This is a genomic window from Microcoleus sp. Pol7_A1 (assembly GCF_036701085.1).
Lineage (GTDB): Bacteria > Cyanobacteriota > Cyanobacteriia > Cyanobacteriales > Microcoleaceae > Microcoleus > Microcoleus asticus.
This window is the reverse complement of record NZ_JAUBQD010000034.1, coordinates 15590-32520: the sequence shown is the minus strand read 5'-3', so window position 1 is coordinate 32520 and position 16931 is coordinate 15590. Positions and strand designations below refer to the sequence as shown.

Genomic DNA, 16931 nt, shown 5'->3' with positions numbered 1-16931 from the left:
TTGGAGCGGACTACCGAAAGATATTGGTGGTGATGCAAAAGTTATTTCTAGCCACTCAACCGGAACGTTGCTTTTGGCTGAAACAATGCTTCTAAATTATCTGCCAGTATTGTAACATTAAGCTATTCACCTCTAATTGCTGTAGTTCATTCTATGAGACAACCACAAACTGTTAAAGCTTTGGAAAAGCTAGGACGGGTTCAACTCTCTAAGAGTTTTTTCATGCGTGAGTTTCTTTATTCAGAAATCTCTCAAATTGAAGGTATCCCTAACATTCCTAGCGATCCTGATTTGGCGATCAAAGCAGGAAAGAATTTGTGTGAGAGGGTACTTGAACCAATTCAAGATGCGCTCGGTCGGATTAGTATCCGCTCAGCCTATCGTTCTTGTGCGGTGAACGCCAAAGGAGCAGAGAATAAAAATCAGTACGGCTGTGCCAGTAATGAGGACAACTATGCAGAACATATCTGGGACGTAAAAGATTCAGAGGGGTATATGGGAGCAACAGTATGTATTATTGTTACATCATTCATCCCTTACTATGAACGCACTCAAGATTGGACAGCATTGGCATGGTGGATACATGACCACATTGATGCTTATGCAGCAATGACCTTTTTCCCAAAGTATGCAGCGTTCAACATTAGGTGGAGCGAGAATCCTAATGTTTCAAAAGAAATTGATAGCTACGTACAAAACCCGCACACTGGTAAGAATAGCGGGTATCTTACAAAGAAGGGGATGGATAATTTCTTAGGTTTGCATGAGCAGTTTTACCAAGAATTTATCGCTCGCTGACTAACCACCGCCTTGAACTTCTATGCGATAGTTGTAGCCCTGTTCGGTGAGGAAGAGTTGGCGGTGTCGGGCAAAATCTTCCTCGCAAGTTTGTAGCGATACTAATGTATAAAAGCTGGCATTGTGTCCGTCGGCTTTGGGGCGGAGAATTCGTCCGAGGCGCTGCGCTTCTTCTTGGCGAGAACCATACTTTCCCGATACTTGAATCAACACATCGGCATCGGGTAAATCGACGGCAAAGTTGCCCACGCGAGATAGAATTAATCCGGGAATCTCTTTGTGACGGAATGCTTCGTATAACCGATCGCGCTCTGCCTGTTTTGTCTTCCCCGTAATCAGAGGCAATTCGGTAATTTTGGCGATCGCATCTAACTGTTCGAGATACTCGCCAATAATTAAAATACGGTGTCCCGCCTCCTTTTGCAACAAACCTTGCACCACATCCAACTTACCCGGATTTTCCGCAGCAATGCGAAACTGTTGGCGGCGGGGCGCTAGGGCATATTCCATTTTTTCCGCCTCATTTTGGGCGACGCGGATTTCCGTACAATTGGCAGTGGCAATAAATCCCTGTCCTTCCAATTCGCGCCAAGGTACGTCATAGCGCTTGGGCCCAATCAACGTGAATACATCGCCTTCTTTCCCGTCTTCGCGAATCAATGTCGCAGTTAAACCTAACCTGCGTCGTGCTTGTAATTCAGCGGTGATCCGAAATATCGGTGCAGGTAATAGATGGACTTCATCATAAATAATCAGTCCCCATGATTCCGCATTAAACAACTCGAAATGCGGAAATTCATCATCTTTATTCGATCGATAACTTAGCATTTGGTAAGTTGATAGGGTGACAGCAGCCGTCTGTTTGGTGACACTGCTGTACTCAGCGATCGCATCCTCAGTTAAACTTGTTTTGTCTAATATTTCCCTGCGCCACTGGTGCACAGAAGTCAAACTGCTGGTGAGGATGAGTGTCTTTTGCTTTACCAAACTCATCGCTAACATCCCGACTATGGTTTTACCAGCCCCGCACGGTAGGACGATCGTCCCACTTCCACCTTTTACCTGCCCTTCCTGATAGAATGCCTCTGCTGCTTCTTGTTGATAAGCACGCAACTTAAAGGGCAAGTCCGCTAAAGTACGATCGCGCAAAGAAATCCCTAATTCGGCACCCTCGACATATCCAGCCAAATCTTCTGCCGGATAGCCCACCGCTAGTAAAGCTTGCTTGAGTACGCCACGATTCCCGGCATCGACTTGAAAGCAAAGATCGGAGATGCGCTTACCCAACATTGGTTTAACGCGATCGTCCCGTATCAGCAATTCCGCTAGGGGCAAATCGGCAATTCGCAGTTGTAAATCGGGGCGACGCGCATCGATTCTTTCAATTACAGTTAATCCATACCGCGCCCCCAAGAGTTCAATTTCCTGCGCTACGGACTCAGGAATGGGATATTTGGCATAATTTCGCAAAGCTGCGATCGCGTCTTCAACTGGCATTCCCGCCGCCCGCGCATTCCACACGCTGAGGGGCGTGATGCGATAGGTGTGGATGTGTTCGGGACTTTTGATTAATTCTGCAAAAGGGGCGATCGCTTCTCGCGCCTGTTGTGCTGTGGGAGCGTGAACTTCTAGTAAGATCGATCGATCGCTTTGCACGATCAAAGCATTTTCGGGAACGTAAGTCATAGGAATAAGGAAGAAGGAAGACGGAAGAGGGAAAAAGGAAGACGGAAGAAGGAAGACGGAAGAGGGAAGAAGGAAGACGGAATAAGTTTGTTAGAACAGAAAAGTTTGGTTGATTTGCTCCAGTCCATGTTATAAGGTGCGTCGCGATTGAGATTGTCGATCTTTTTTTAGGATTTATCGCCAGCGACGCACCCTACAAATACTCAAAGTCCCCCTTTTTAAGGGGGATTTAGGGGGATCTGGACTCAGCTATAAACGAAAGATAAAAAGGTTTTCGGGTGATTTTTGACACTAATAGTATCAGGTGTATTATTTATCCCGCTGGGGTAAGACGTAGCCGATCTGCCGCAGCGCGTTGCGAAATTTAGTTTCCTGGGATAAAGGAACTGCTAAAGTGCGATCGCCCGCTAGCTGACAGAATTTTTTGCTACGGGAATCATTGGCAATCAACAATGCTAAATGGGCGTTAGTACATTCGATTAACTTGACAGTTCCTGCATCTTGCAAACTATTCGCTCGTTCTGTAACATCCGTCAGAAATTGCTGTACGGTTTCGGGTAGCGGTTCGATACTTCTTGTCTCTAAAACTTCTTTAAATTCTGCTAGCGGGTATCCGGCTTCAATGGCGGTAAATAGCTTTTGTCGATCGAGTTGCCAGACGACATCTGAAACTTTTTTAGTATAGAGATCGAGGACGATCGCATCTGATGTCGCAATGCCTTCTCCTGCTACAACAATATCTAAATTGGGCAGTACGCGGAGTGTTTGACGGAACTCAATTGCTGGCGGGGTGTAATTGTGAGTCAATCCCAAACAGTAAGCCCCCAAAGCTGTCAGGCGAAAAGATATTAAGCCGTCGTAGCGGCTGAGAAATCTCAAATCGTCCGTTCCCCAAAGATCGTCAAAATCGCTGGGTACGAGGGACGGATCGGCATAGGCAACATCAATTATTCCCAGGGTAGCAACATACTCAAACAACAGGCAGCGCATATATCTTTCTTGCAGAATATGCCAATCGTGACTGCCCGAATATCCTAAGTTACCATACCCAAATTCAGAAATATAGAGATTGTCGGGATCGCGCGTTACTTCAAACCGATTGCCCGTTGCCAACATATACCTGCTAAATTCGCTAAACAGAATCCATTTACCGACAGGACATTCTGCTAGCCTTGAGGCGATCGCCTCTCTCCGCCCCGCCGCCGCTGTCATGCCGCGCGCCCCCTTGCCAGTTTGTCCTTTAATAGCATCAATGCGGCGAAATTCATCAAAAGTGTTTGTTTTTAACCAGCGCTTCCATGCTGTCTGTAATCCTTTGGCAGGTGATTCTTGCAAAGCTTTCTGTCCCGCTTTGGTCAAAACTAGCTTTTTGCCGGATTGTTCGGCGAATTTGCTCGCTTGGGCGATCGCGGCCCAAGCAAAGGATTTGATGTTACCAACCTCGTAGAATATATCGCCCTTTTCCAAAGTAGCTTGGCGCTGTTCGTCGTTATAAAAATCACCCCCTTGCAATACAGCGGCGATCGCTTTCAGAGTTGTGGCACCAGGTAACGCGGTTTTCTCACTAACGGCAACTTTGCCCGACTGAATCAGACGCAAAACTGCTTCCAAATCCTTTGGGGCTGCCCGTTCCATTTCACAAGTTGTCAAAGGAAGTTCGTACTCGGATACCTCTTTTTGAGATGTACGAAAGTTATGTTTTTCTACACGAACCATAAAATTATCTGGCAGTACATCGCCAACCAGATTTAAGGAAGTTGCTTGAGGTTTTGGCACAAACTTCAGCAAGTTTTTTTCAAGATCGTAGGGTATAGCAGTGCCGTAGAAGAACAAGGATAGTAGAGAGGGTTCTCGGTTATATCCATAGCGATCGCTCTTTCCCCAGTCTGGTTGTTGTCCGTATTTCGCCATAAATACATCGGCATCATAGCCACCACCTGACCCATGTATAACTTCCGCTACGGCCGCTTTTTGTAGGTCGTCTAATTGCGCCCAAACTTGCTTGAGTTTTTCTCCCTGCATTTGCTGTTTAATCCCAGCAACTAGGTCAGCTTTGCGGGTTAATTTACGATCGCCCGACAACAGTGCATTCAGCTTTTTTAAATCTTCAACAATTATTCCTTCGAGTGCCTCTTGGAGGGTAGTAACATCATCTAGGGTTTGGTAACGCGGCATAATTTTTGGCAATTCGCCTGCTGCAAAATTGTTTGTGCTACCAAATATAACAACTTTCCGAAAATTGTAACTTGAATTTTTGTAACAAAATTCAGAAGTATGGTTTAATATTTATTGTTAAACAGACGTGATTTTTATCCGATCAAGTACAAAAGTAGGCGATCTAAAAAACTCGGAATTACACAACTACTCTAGAACGTAGAGTGCGTCGCTACCAACAATCTCCAAGCTGCTTGAATATCTCGTGACTACGTACCATACAATTAGTCGATCGAAACTGACAGAGTGTAACTGGCGCCTCCTCGTTCTGTACCGACGACTATCTGATATTTTCCCGTCTGCGGCAATTCTCCAGACCAGCTTTTTTCTCCTTCAGCTACGGCGTTTGTATTGGGAGCGACCACCTTAAAAACAGCATTTCCCTCAACTGATTGGATCTCAACATTCATGGTTTGACCTTCTTTGGCCTTAATCAGATAAATCATGACTTCGCCGCGCGCTACTCCTCCTTTTACTTCCGCTGAACTAGCACCGCGCTTAAACTGAATCTCCTGCGGTTGCTGACTCATTAAAATCGCCGGTCTGTCCGGGATTGCTGCGGTGGGAACAATGCTGGATATAGCCTTTACTGAAGCCGGAAAAATCGCAGAGGCACATAAGCCGATTATCAAAATATTTAGCGAGTGTTTGAAACTTTTTGCTGGTTTGTTCATGGCTTTTAAAACTCTTGGAAAATGGTTTACTTTTATGATTGTAGCCAAGTCGCTCTGGATTGTCCAATTTTATATTTACATTTTTAAATTCGAGAATTTATCTAGATTATCTACTATTTAAATAATCAATTTGGATATTTTAAATTGCTTATTCAATAAAAATTAAAATATCGAGCGCAGTTGCACGATTTTAGGAAAATAATCTTAAATTAAGATTTGAGCTTTGAGATTTAACTCGGACTGTGAGATAATTATTTACAATCGTGACTGTTGTTTTACTGGGCCCGCCAGGGCGGTAAAACAACAGTGGCAGTCAGCATTGTTAAAAAAAATTCCCAATTCCCAATCATCACAAACAAGGCGATATGAGCGAACACCCAACCATCAGCTACCGCACCGAAAGCGACTCGATGGGGGACAAACAAATCCCATCTAATGTCTACTACGGCATCCAAACCCTGCGCGCAGTTGAAAATTTCCCGATCAGCGGTATTAAGCCTTTATCAACATACGTTGATGCTTGTGTTTTAATTAAAAAAGCAACGGCGATCGCCAATGGCGACCTCGGCTGCATTCCCCAAGACATCAGTCAAGCAATTGTCCAAGCAGCAGATGAAATCCTAGCAGGCAATTTGCGCGCTCAATTTGTAGTTGATGTCTACCAAGCCGGCGCCGGAACTTCTCACCACATGAACGTTAATGAAGTTCTTTCAAATCGCGCTTTGGAAATTATGGGCGAGGAAAAAGGCAACTACAAGCGCGTTAGTCCTAACGATCATGTAAACTACGGTCAATCGACAAATGATGTGATTCCGACGGCGATTCGGATCGGCGGATTGTTGGCGTTAGAAAAAACTCTTTTTCCGGCTTTGTCGGATGCCGTAGTCGCTTTAGAAAACAAAGCCGAAGAATTCAAAGATATTGTTAAATCCGGCCGCACTCATATGCAAGATGCTGTGCCAGTTCGACTCGGCGACACCTTCGGCGCTTGGGCGCAAATTCTCAGAGAACATACCTTGAGAATTGACAGGGCATCCGATGATTTGACATCCCTCGGATTGGGGGGGAGTGCGGCCGGAACAGGGTTAAATACTCACCCTGAATACAGTCAAAAAGTTGCTGATATTCTCTCCGAATTAATCGACCACCCCTTGAAACCAGCAAGGCATTTAATGGCAGCTATGCAGAGTATGGCACCGTTTGTAAATGTCTCCGGTTCACTGCGAAATCTCGCTCAGGATTGCCTTAAAATGTCCCATGACTTGCGTTTGATGGACTCAGGGCCGAAAACGGGTTTGAAAGAAATTCAACTGCCTCCCGTGCAACCCGGTTCGTCAATTATGCCGGGAAAATACAATCCTGTGATGGCAGAAATGACATCGATGGTTTGTTTTCAAGTTATGGGTTACGATAGCGCGATCGCCCTGGCGGCCCAAGCAGGACAATTAGAATTGAACGTGATGATGCCCCTGATTGCCTACAACCTCATTCACAGCATCGAAATTTTAGGCAATACCATCAGCGCCCTGACTACACAATGCCTCGAAAAAATTGAAGCTAAGGGCGATCGGTGCCTCGCTTATGCTGAAGGCAGTCTCGCCCTTGTTACCGCCCTCAACACTCACATCGGCTATCTCAACGCCGCCGCTGTCGCTAAAGAATCTTTAGAAACCGGCAAATCTTTGCGGCAAATTGTGCTAGAAAGGGGTTTAATGAGTGCAGAAGACTTGGCAAAAGTTCTAGATTTAGAAAAAATGAGTGCGATGCCGGCATCTTCTGCTAACGCTTAGGATCTCGAAGCTATCAGCTAGAAACTAGAAGGCTGAAATTGATTGAATTCTACATTCTGCCTTCTGAGTTGTGCCTAACGGCTGTCACAGGTTAAAGTTAAAGAATTCAGAATTCAATCTTTTACATTTTATTCTGGATTTTTTTATAGTCTAAAGTTTGGGAGCAAGATTTATGCGCGCAGGTTCTTTTGGCAAATTAACTCAAGATAAAGAGAACACGACTCAAGTGACATTTCATTATGTGGAAGGTCACACCGAAACCTTTACTATTCCGATGCCTGCACAAGAATTCCAAGACGAAGTGCTGCATTTGTTAAACCAACCTTGGTTGACTTTCCATTTAGCCGATCAAACGGTTTTTATCTGTACTGCCCGGTTGGTGAAAGTTGAAGTTAAACCTGCTATCCCTGAACTGCAAGGTCAAGGAGTATTCTCTAACTCGCTGCGAGTTAGTACCATGCAGCGGGCTGCTGCTGGTAGATTGGCGATGGATACTTAGGACTCATTTGTATTGAGATTATTCTTGGTAAGGTGCGCGCGGATCGCCCTGCTTAGGGCGATCCGTGCGTGCGTTACATTGAGATTATTCCCCATCGATAACCAATTACAAATTAATTCATAATTATGTCTGTTGTTAGTTTAATTAGCGCCAATTCATACGATCGCCAAATTTTGCAAACATCTTTAGAAAGTTTGCTCGCACCCTTGGGCGGAATCTCGGCTTTTGTCAAATCGGGCGATCGGGTTTTACTCAAACCCAATCTCCTCACCGGTTCTCGTCCTACAAAAGAATGCGTCACCCGCCCAGAATTGGTTTACTGCGTGGCTAAAATGGTAATTGAAGCGGGAGGAAAACCGTTTTTAGGCGATAGTCCAGCTTTTGGTAGCGCAATGGGTGTAGCCAAAGCCAACGGTTATTTGCCGCTGTTGGAAGAACTGAATTTGCCAGTAGTTGAGTTTCAAGGAAAACGCTACGAAACTCTCAGCGAAGATTTCAATCATCTGCGAATTTGCAAAGAAGCAATGGAAGCCGATGTAGTGATTAATTTGCCCAAACTCAAATCTCACGTTCAATTAACGGTGACAATGGGCGTGAAAAATTTGTTCGGCTGCGTCCCCGGCAAAATGAAGGCTTGGTGGCACATGGAAGCTGGCAAAGATAGCGCCAGATTCGGTGAAATGCTGGTAGAAACTGCCCGGGCAATTAACCCAAATTTGACGATTTTGGATGCAATTATCGGTCACGAAGGTAACGGGCCAAGCGGCGGCGAACCTAAGTTTTTGGGAATTTTGGGAGCCTCTGATGATGTGTTTGCTTTGGACAGAACTTTAGTTGAAATTATTAATGCCGATCCGGCGGCGATTCCGACTGTAGCTGCGGCGATGAGATTGGGACTTTGCTCGAATTTAGAGGCGATTGATTTTCCGCTTTTGCAACCGGAAACTCTCAAAGTTTTGGATTGGAAGTTACCCGAAAGTATGATGCCGATTGACTTTGGTATGCCGCGGGTAATTAAGTCTACTTTCAGGCATTTTTATATCCGGTTTATCAAAGAACGGATGGCTGCTTACGCTGGCAAATAATTAAACTCGACTTATCCCCAAACTTGAAAGTCCGCGCAGGCGGACTTTCAATACCAATAAGCAATCTCAAATAAAAAGTGAAATTTTATGCGATCGCCTCACATCCATCGATCGATCTGTTAAACTAAAATCTTGCACGTCTACTGGAAAGTTATCGCCAACAAAAACCTAGTGGCTTTGCTGAGCTGTTCTCCTTCTTTAGCCTTAATGCTCTTAGCAGTCAATTCCCTTAATCCTAGCACCCCAATTTCCCAAAATAGAAGCATTGAACCCAATGGCGAAATCCCACTCAATCCTGGAATAAATCAAGACAAAAGCCAATCCTCTCTGCCCGAAATCAACTATGACAAAATAATAAACCTCGCCACGATAACTTTAGGGTGCGACTACACTGGCTGTCGAGAGCAAACCATCAAAATCATACAACAAGGACGGCTGACGCTTTTTCTGTTACCTAGACAGTAGTTACAAAACAAGCAACACATAAGTCATAGAAAACACCCTATTAATTCGAGATTCCAATCATCACCAGCTTAAACTCGAAAGTCAAAATAATTATTTATTATTCCTACTTTGGGCTTTGGGCTTTTTATTTGTGAAAACTGACCATTCACCACAGCTCTTAAAATTTCAACCATACAATACTTCTTCCACAGGCGGCGTGGCATCTGTGGGGTCGAACTGTTTGATTTTCAAAGCTTGCAGCAAAAACAGCCATATATAAAGCGGATTCAAAAAAACATAGCGCTGCCAAAGGCGCTTGGGTTCCTTAATCATCCGAAACAGCCATTCCAAACCTATCTTAGATAAAAACTCAGGAGCTTTAGCCAAATTACCCGCATGAAAATCGTAAGCAGCACCTACAGCAATCAGTGGCATTGATAAGTCGTCCCGGTATTCGTAAGCCCAGACTTCTTGTCGCGGACATCCCAAACCGACAAAAGTAATTGCTGCACCGCTGTTGCGGATTTGCTGCGCAATTTCTTGTTTTTCTTGGGCCGAAACCTGCCTAAATTTAGAAGGCTGAGTTCCAGCTATAATTAACTTGGGAAAACGTTGGCAAAGATTGTAAGATAAAGCCTCCAGCACAGAAGCTTGAGAGCCGTACAAATAGATAGATAATCCTTCTTCTGCGGCACGTTCGCAGATTTGTAACATCGCATTCGGGCCGCAAACTCGATCGGGCAATTCCGTGTGGTAGAGCCAATTTAACGCCCACCTGACCGGCTGTCCGTCTGGCAATACTAAGTCAATGTGATTGATCCGATAGCGATGAGTGCTGTCAAGAACCCCAGTCATTACACCGTGAACCGCTAGAGCCGAAACTGACATTGGTTTTCCGGCGCTGGCTGCTGCAATAATTTTGCTAACAGCCGCTTCATAATTAACGGCATTTACTAATATGCCGAGTACATTCTTTTTGCCTTTATCAATCATGGAAGACCTCTTTAAGCCAACGCTCGCCGTTACACTCATAAATCTCCTGTAGGATTTCTTTAAATTTGTATTCCATCGTTTCCCAAAATTGCCAGCACATTCTTTTTTCCCAGCTCAACCATCCGACCCTTCTTTCAGCCAACGCTCGCGGTTACATTCATAAATCTCTTGTAGGATTTGTTTAACGTTATATTTCATTTTCCAGTTAGGATAGTGACTGGAAAATTTTGAATTGTCGCTAATCCACCAAATGTGATCGCCAATGCGATTCCCTTCAGCATAAGTCCAATTAAATTTGCGTTCCGCAATTGCCTCGCACATCTGGATGGCTTCTAACATCGAACAATTGCTGTATCTGCCTCCTCCAGTATTATAAACTTGGGCGCTTCTGGGAGCCTTATAAAATTCATAAAATGCCGAAATTAAATCAGCGCTATGAATGTTATCGCGGACTTGTTTGCCTTTGTAGCCAAACACGGTGTAAGGAGTTCCCGTCACGGCGCACTTCATCAAGTATGCGAGGAAGCCGTGCAATTGAGCTCCCGAGTGATTGGGTCCCGTCAGGCAGCCGCCACGAAAACAAGCGGTGTTCATATTAAAATATCGACCGTATTCTTGAACTAAAATGTCAGCAGCTACCTTAGAAGCACCAAACAAACTGTGCAGGCACTGGTCGATAGACATATCTTCCCGAATGCCGCTTTCGTAAGTGTGGCCCGCTTCAATTTCCCATCTGTGTTCTAATTCAATTAAAGGCAATTTGTTGGGTGTATCGCCGTATACTTTATTAGTAGAAGTGAAAATGAAAACCGCTTTAGGACAGTACAAGCGAGTTACTTCTAGAAGATTGAGAGTGCCGTTGGCATTGACGGTAAAATCTATTTTCGGAGCACGGGAAGCCCAATCATGGCTGGGTTGGGCTGCTGTGTGAATTACTAATTCGATCGACTCGCCGTACCGCTGAAAGATATTGGTAATCGCTTCATAGTCGCGAATGTCCACATCTAAGTGATAATACTTGGTACCCAAGGACTTTTCGAGCAGTTGGCGATTCCAGTTTGTAGAACCATCAGCACCAAAAAAGAACTGGCGCATATTATTGTCGATGCCAACTATCTCTAAGCCTTGTTTGGCAAAGAACTTACAAGCCTCAGAGCCAATTAAACCCGCAGAGCCAGTAATGATTGCAACGCCCACGTTTCACCGCCTGAAAAAATATAGTTTTCTTTGTTTTGCTCGATCAAACAAATCAGAAGTTATCCTGATTTTCCGTTGAATACATCTTCGCACAATTGGGCAAAGAATTTACCTTTGATATTCCAATCATAGATTTCCCTGACGCGCGTTTGACCCGCTCGACCCAAGCGCGATCGCAATTCACTATCCTGGGCTAAACACACTATAGCTTCTGCTAGACCTAGCACAGCACGATCGGGTTCAGTAGCAGCCACTTTAATGCCCGTTTGGGCCGTCACTTGAGTAGCTGGGCCGCCCAAATCCAAACAAATCGTCGGACGGCCAACCCCCATCATTTCCGTGCAGACAAAACCGCCAGAGTCATGCAAACTCGGATGGAGGAGAACGTGAGACTCCCCCATTTTAGAAAGAGTTTCAGTGCGAGATAAAGTTCCCCAAAAAAATACTTTATTTGCCAGTCCCAATTCTGTTGCCAAAGCTTCCAAACGCTGCCTTTCCGGGCCGTCTCCCACAATCCAGTATTCCGATTTTTCCAGCTTTGCCTCCGCAAATGCACGGAGTCCCAAGTGCACCCCTTTCCAGTGTAAGAGACGACCGACACTGATGAATCTAATTGGTTGCTCCGGCGGGATAGGAAATTGCTCTAGTTCTTGAATTTCCTGCTGCGATAAACCGACTTGGGAGAAAATCTTCACGTTTTTTGCTTTGAGAAATCGCAGTCTGGCGGCGGTTTCTTCCGTAGTTGCCAGCGCCACGGCACTGCGGCGCGCCGTCAGCCCCACAAACGGATCGCGTTCTCCTACGCTTTGAGCCAATGCTCGCAGCGTTTCGTAAATTTTGCCCCTACGGCTAAAATCTTGCCAAAAAGGCTTTGGTGCTGCTTCTGCACCCCCCACAGGCCCCCAAATAAAAGGATGCGGCAACAGCGCCAGGAAACTTGGAGACCAATGTTTGACATAAGTTACGTGATGTACTATGTCAAAACCGATTTCGCGATCGAGCTTACGAGCGATAAAATAAGCCCAGATTTGCCACAAATAGTAGTGAAGTTGCAGCAATCCTTGTTTCCCCTTCCAATCTTCGCTCCACCCAAACGGATCGAAATAAACAAAGTGCAGGTTTGGCACTGGGTTCCGCTCGAGTTCTGCTTCAATGTACGATCGACAAAACGTGCGAGTAAATACCCAACTTTCGTGATGTTTAGCAGATTGGATAACGGTATTCCATCCTACTCCCTCTTCAGAGCCGAGATTTGGTTCGCAAGCAAACGCAGATAATAAAACTTTCATTGCTAATTGCTAATTGGTAATGGCTAATTTTTCCCGATTCCGTATCCCCTATTCCCTCCATCCGTTAAATTCCTTACAAAATTCCTTACAAAATCCATTGCCCAACTTCCTTCACCTACTTCTCCATCAAGAAAGATGTAACTTCGACGTAAGCTTTCGCGGCTGTTTCCGGAGTTTTTTTAGAAATTATCTGTCGTGAACGCTCTCCCATGGATTTAATCAAATCAGGATTCTCTAGAAAACTTTGCATTTTATCCGCTAACTCTTTAGCACTGCTAGGGTCGAAAATATAACCGTTCTCGCCTGACATAATTAACTCACAGGAAGCTGCACCATTTGAACACAATACTGGTTTTCCCAACACCATCGCTTCGGGTACAACCATACCCCAGACATCCTCAAAAGTAGGAAACACAAAAATATCAGCTTGCTGAAAATAAGCACCTAAATTTCCATATTCCACCCATCCCGCCCACGTTACTTGCTCTTCAAAATCGCACTCTTTAATAAATGTTTCCAGTTCTTTCCGCTGATCTCCCTTGCCAATAATCAACAATGAATAATCAACATAACCTTGATTTTTAAGAAGAGCGCAAGCTTCTAAAAGCGTTTGAATTCCCTTTCTCGCCGTGATGCGCCCTACATACAGAAAAATCGGGCGTTTCAACTGCAAGTTGGGGGGCTGAGTTTGATCTAATCGTTTCAGCAAAGCTCCCGCATCAGGTACGAGATAGGTTCGGGTAAAAATTTTATCCTCCGGTACGTTTAGAACTTCCATCAGATATTTTTTACCTGCATTGCTATTGGCAACAAAAGCATCGGCAAACCGCACAAGGATGCGGCGCACAAATGTCCTAAAACTGGAATCTCTAAAGTCGGTATTTGGGGAACTACCATCGTAAATAATCGCAATTTTCCACCTCAGTAGCGGTTTTAAGAACGCAACAATTACAGTCCACAAAGAGAAAGCTTGGGGAAAGACCACATGAGGTCTAAATTTTAGCAAATAGCCGATAATACTAGGCGATACTACAATGAATCCGCGATCGTATCCTGTTTCTATCTTTTCCGTCTCGACAAATTTAGTCTCCCCTACTAACTGAATTGCCGAGGCTCCCGGCAGGGTCGGATCGAACCCAGACCAAACACGACCAGTATAAAATACAGTATTCTTAAAAATTTTTGTAAATTCCCTCAAAACAGGCTGCCAGTAAGCTCCCAGTTCCACTTCCGGGACAAGCCAAGCAATGCGGAGTTCATTTCTATCAACCATCCTATTCACCTTGAGTTTTGTTTTTAGTCAATCCCAGTTTACTCAACACTGAAAGCCAAACTAACCTTCGATAAGGTAGCAGCCAATAAATTGGCCACAACAAACCACCATGCTGCTGAGTAAATACTTTCCATTCTCCAGCCGGTTGCAGGGTCGCATCTTTAAAAGATAAACCTTTCGGCGTGCTCATTTTATCTAACCCTTCGCTCAAATTTTTTGCGGCAGTTTTTGTCACCTGTGGGTTCAGAGAACAAGTTCCTAAATGACCTGGAGCAATCCAAACTGTACATCCTTTCTGTCTCGCTCGCAAACCATAATCCCAATCGCCAATATAATGGACAAAAGCAGGATTTAGGTTGCCCACAAGTTGGACGACATTGCGAGGAAGTAGAACGCAGTTGCCATGTATTGTGCTACAAATTAGAGCTTCTTGAGTTGGTTCTACAAGGCGGTACCGGAAGGGAAGAATGGGGTGGTCTCGCACCACGCCGCCGTAAGTAGTTTTACCCGTTTGGGGATCGCAGGTAGAACCGGAGACGATGGCTTTTGTTTCTCCTTTTTGAGCAAGTTGGTTGCTGGTTGTTAATAAGGTTTTAACGGCTTCTGGATACATAATTGTATCGTCGTTCAGCCAAAGGTAGTAGTCGGGATCGTCTTTCATGGCTTCGGTGAAAGCAAAGCGCATTCCGCCGTTCCAGAATAAATTGCCATCCCCATGAAAAATCTTGACTTGAGGGTAGGCTTGGTGAACTGCTTCGCTGGTACCGTCGGTACTGGCATCATCGACTATATAGGCGGAAATATCTACATTGGCTGGAAGTGCCTGGTTAAAAAGAGCCTCTAAGCAAGCTAATGTTTTCTGTTTGCGGTTGAAGCAAGTTAAAAGGACGGCGATATTAGTACGGTTCATTCTTCCCTGTTTGGCGGTTTTTAACGATAGGTAAGGCTAAAAATAACAGTGTTTTATTTAGCCACTCGCTCGGCGGTTGCAACCGCCGCTATAAGAACGAAATTAGGGCTTACGCAGTCGCTCGCCCCCCTTTCACAAGAGGTCTTTAAGAGTGCCCACTTGGCGAAGGGGGTCGGGGTATCAATGTTTGAGAGTTGAAGAGCGTCAGTCCTAGAAGTCGGTCTGGCTCAACTATTTCTGTATTATAGTTGACCTGCGAACTTTTTGGTGATAAATTGGAATTTAGAACTTAAGTTAACAGGCCAACACTGCCAGCTTCCTAGCACATTTATAATGAGTTCTACTAAGCAAAAATATTTATAATCGTTGGAGTTGAACAGTTTAAATGCCACATTCGCAAATAAGAACTCCCATTGTTTTCGTTGTTTTCAATCGAGTTGATACTACTGAAAAAGTCTTCGAGGCGATTCGACAAGTTAAACCGCCTAAGCTGTTAGTAATTGCTGACGGCCCTCGTGCCAACAAACCTGGTGAAGCTGAAAAGTGCGCCGCTGTACGTGCAATTATCGATCGGGTCGATTGGGACTGTGAAGTTCTGAAAAATTATTCAGAGATTAATTTTGGTTGCAAAGCTCGCATTTCTAGCGGTTTCGACTGGGTATTTAATACCGTAGAGGAAGCAATTATTCTCGAAGATGACTGTTTGCCACACCCGAGCTTCTTCCCTTTTTGTGAACAGTTATTAGAGCATTACCGAGATGACAAACGGATTATGTCAATCAGTGGTGTAAATTTCCAATTTGGGAGAAAAAGAACAGAAGACAGTTACTATTTTTCGCGTTTTAGTAACTGTTGGGGATGGGCGACTTGGCGCAGAGCATGGCAATACTATGATGTTGACATGAAGTTATGGCCTCAACTTCGGGAAGCAGGTTTTCTTGAAAATTTATTAGCTAATCCTCAATCTGTAAAAGTTTGGGATAGTGCTTTTCAAGTTTCCTATGATGGAACTGTCAACAATTGGTTTTTTAGATGGCTTTTTACTTGTTGGGTTCAAAATGGACTTGCTATTATTCCAGAAAAAAATTTAATTTCTAATATTGGATTTGGCAGTCAAGCCACCCATACTTCACAAGAAGATAGTATATACAGTAATATGCCAACGGCAGCAATGACCTTTCCTTTAAGGCATCCCAACCACGCGATCCGAAATTTTGTAGCGGATCAATACACTCAAGATACATTTTATGATTATCATCCCGCATTAATCCGGCGTATTAAGAAAAAAATAAATAAGTTATGCGGCAGCACAATATTTAACCTTGAATAAGTAATTAGTAACCATGTCTAAACTCTCAACATTTCTCAGTTCAATATTCAAAAATCCGATCACTGAATATCTGCGATTTTTAGTCAATTGGTGGAAAAACAAGTTTAAGTATAATAATTTTTATCAAGACTATATGGCTTTGGTTACCAATTCAACTATCAGTCACAATGTTAGTGTGTCTAGTCGCGTAGCCATAGAAGATTCTGTCATTGGTTCTTACACTTATGTGCGCGAGAATACCCGAATTTTCAATGGTGTTGTCGGCAATTTTTGTTCGATTGGGCCAAACTGCATCATTCGCTTAGGCGTACATCCTGTGGGAAATTTTGTTTCAAGCCATCCGATATTTTATTCGCCCAAGATGCTAGTAGGGACAACCTTTGTAGACCAAAAATATTTTGAAGAAGAGGAAAAAACTGTCCATATCGGCAATGATGTTTGGCTTGGCTCAAATGTTATTGTTCTAGATGGTGTAACTGTTGGTGATGGAGCCATCATCGCAGCTGGAGCCGTTGTCACAAAAGATGTGCCACCTTATGCTATATGTGGAGGAATTCCCGCCAAACTTATTCGCTATAGGTTTGATGAACAAAAGATTGATTTTCTGCTGAAATTTAAGTGGTGGGACAAGGATGAACAATGGTTGAGAAAAAACGTCAAAGACTTTCACAACATTGACAAGTTCATCCATATTTATAACACGGAAAATAGTTGAATGCTAGCGGATTCGGTATTATGTCTAATTAGCC

General features: G+C 44.2%; 14 protein-coding genes. 6 read left to right on the top strand and 8 right to left on the bottom strand.

What is annotated here, in order from left to right:
• Positions 1-153 precede the first annotated feature (153 nt).
• Positions 154-798, top strand: a complete 645-nt coding sequence (locus tag QUA20_RS19005) for a peptidase M15 (protein WP_333190629.1) — start codon at positions 154-156, stop codon at positions 796-798.
• Here the strand turns inward: QUA20_RS19005 and QUA20_RS19000 are convergent, their stop codons facing one another.
• The 3 genes from QUA20_RS19000 to QUA20_RS18990 all read right to left on the bottom strand — a co-directional run bounded on the left by QUA20_RS19000 (position 799) and on the right by QUA20_RS18990 (position 5372).
• A complete protein-coding gene (locus QUA20_RS19000) occupies positions 799-2484 on the bottom strand; it encodes a DNA repair helicase XPB (RefSeq protein ID WP_333190628.1) in 1686 nt (561 codons plus the stop codon).
• Between the two features lie 309 nt (positions 2485-2793).
• Positions 2794-4659 carry a hypothetical protein gene (locus QUA20_RS18995; RefSeq protein WP_333190626.1) on the bottom strand — a complete coding sequence of 622 codons (1866 nt, stop codon included), beginning with the start codon at positions 4657-4659 and terminating at the stop codon, positions 2794-2796.
• Positions 4660-4922: 263 nt separating this feature from the next.
• Positions 4923-5372, bottom strand: a complete 450-nt coding sequence (locus QUA20_RS18990) for a hypothetical protein (RefSeq protein ID WP_333190625.1) — start codon at positions 5370-5372, stop codon at positions 4923-4925.
• A gap of 365 nt (positions 5373-5737) precedes the next feature.
• Between QUA20_RS18990 and QUA20_RS18985 the strand changes: the two genes are divergently transcribed.
• From QUA20_RS18985 to QUA20_RS18975, 3 genes are all read left to right on the top strand, one after another.
• Positions 5738-7162, top strand: coding sequence for an aspartate ammonia-lyase (locus QUA20_RS18985; RefSeq protein WP_333190624.1), 1425 nt, complete (start codon positions 5738-5740; stop codon positions 7160-7162).
• Between the two features lie 172 nt (positions 7163-7334).
• Entirely contained in the window at positions 7335-7661 is a 327-nt protein-coding gene (locus QUA20_RS18980) for a hypothetical protein (RefSeq protein ID WP_172190955.1), read from the top strand.
• Positions 7662-7786: 125 nt separating this feature from the next.
• A complete protein-coding gene (locus tag QUA20_RS18975) occupies positions 7787-8746 on the top strand; it encodes a DUF362 domain-containing protein (protein WP_333190623.1) in 960 nt (319 codons plus the stop codon).
• Positions 8747-9376: 630 nt separating this feature from the next.
• Here QUA20_RS18975 and QUA20_RS18970 read toward each other — a convergent pair.
• From QUA20_RS18970 to QUA20_RS18950, 5 genes are all read right to left on the bottom strand, one after another.
• Positions 9377-10222 carry a WecB/TagA/CpsF family glycosyltransferase gene (locus QUA20_RS18970; protein ID WP_246276971.1) on the bottom strand — a complete coding sequence of 282 codons (846 nt, stop codon included), beginning with the start codon at positions 10220-10222 and terminating at the stop codon, positions 9377-9379.
• A gap of 75 nt (positions 10223-10297) precedes the next feature.
• The gene (locus QUA20_RS18965; RefSeq protein ID WP_333190622.1) at positions 10298-11380 is read right to left on the bottom strand and encodes an NAD-dependent epimerase/dehydratase family protein; all 1083 of its coding nucleotides are present in this window, start codon (positions 11378-11380) and stop codon (positions 10298-10300) included.
• 59 nt (positions 11381-11439) lie between these two features.
• The gene (locus tag QUA20_RS18960; RefSeq protein WP_172190952.1) at positions 11440-12669 is read right to left on the bottom strand and encodes a glycosyltransferase family 4 protein; all 1230 of its coding nucleotides are present in this window, start codon (positions 12667-12669) and stop codon (positions 11440-11442) included.
• A gap of 115 nt (positions 12670-12784) precedes the next feature.
• Positions 12785-13942, bottom strand: coding sequence for a glycosyltransferase family 4 protein (locus QUA20_RS18955; RefSeq protein WP_333190621.1), 1158 nt, complete (start codon positions 13940-13942; stop codon positions 12785-12787).
• Position 13943: 1 nt separating this feature from the next.
• Entirely contained in the window at positions 13944-14852 is a 909-nt protein-coding gene (locus QUA20_RS18950) for a glycosyltransferase family 2 protein (RefSeq protein ID WP_333190620.1), read from the bottom strand.
• A gap of 385 nt (positions 14853-15237) precedes the next feature.
• Here QUA20_RS18950 and QUA20_RS18945 point away from each other — a divergent pair, with 385 nt between their 5' ends.
• Positions 15238-16182: a glycosyltransferase family 2 protein gene (locus QUA20_RS18945; protein ID WP_333190619.1), complete on the top strand. Its 945-nt coding sequence runs from the start codon at positions 15238-15240 to the stop codon at positions 16180-16182.
• A gap of 13 nt (positions 16183-16195) precedes the next feature.
• A complete protein-coding gene (locus QUA20_RS18940) occupies positions 16196-16897 on the top strand; it encodes a CatB-related O-acetyltransferase (protein WP_333190618.1) in 702 nt (233 codons plus the stop codon).
• The last annotated feature ends 34 nt before the right edge of the window (positions 16898-16931 follow it).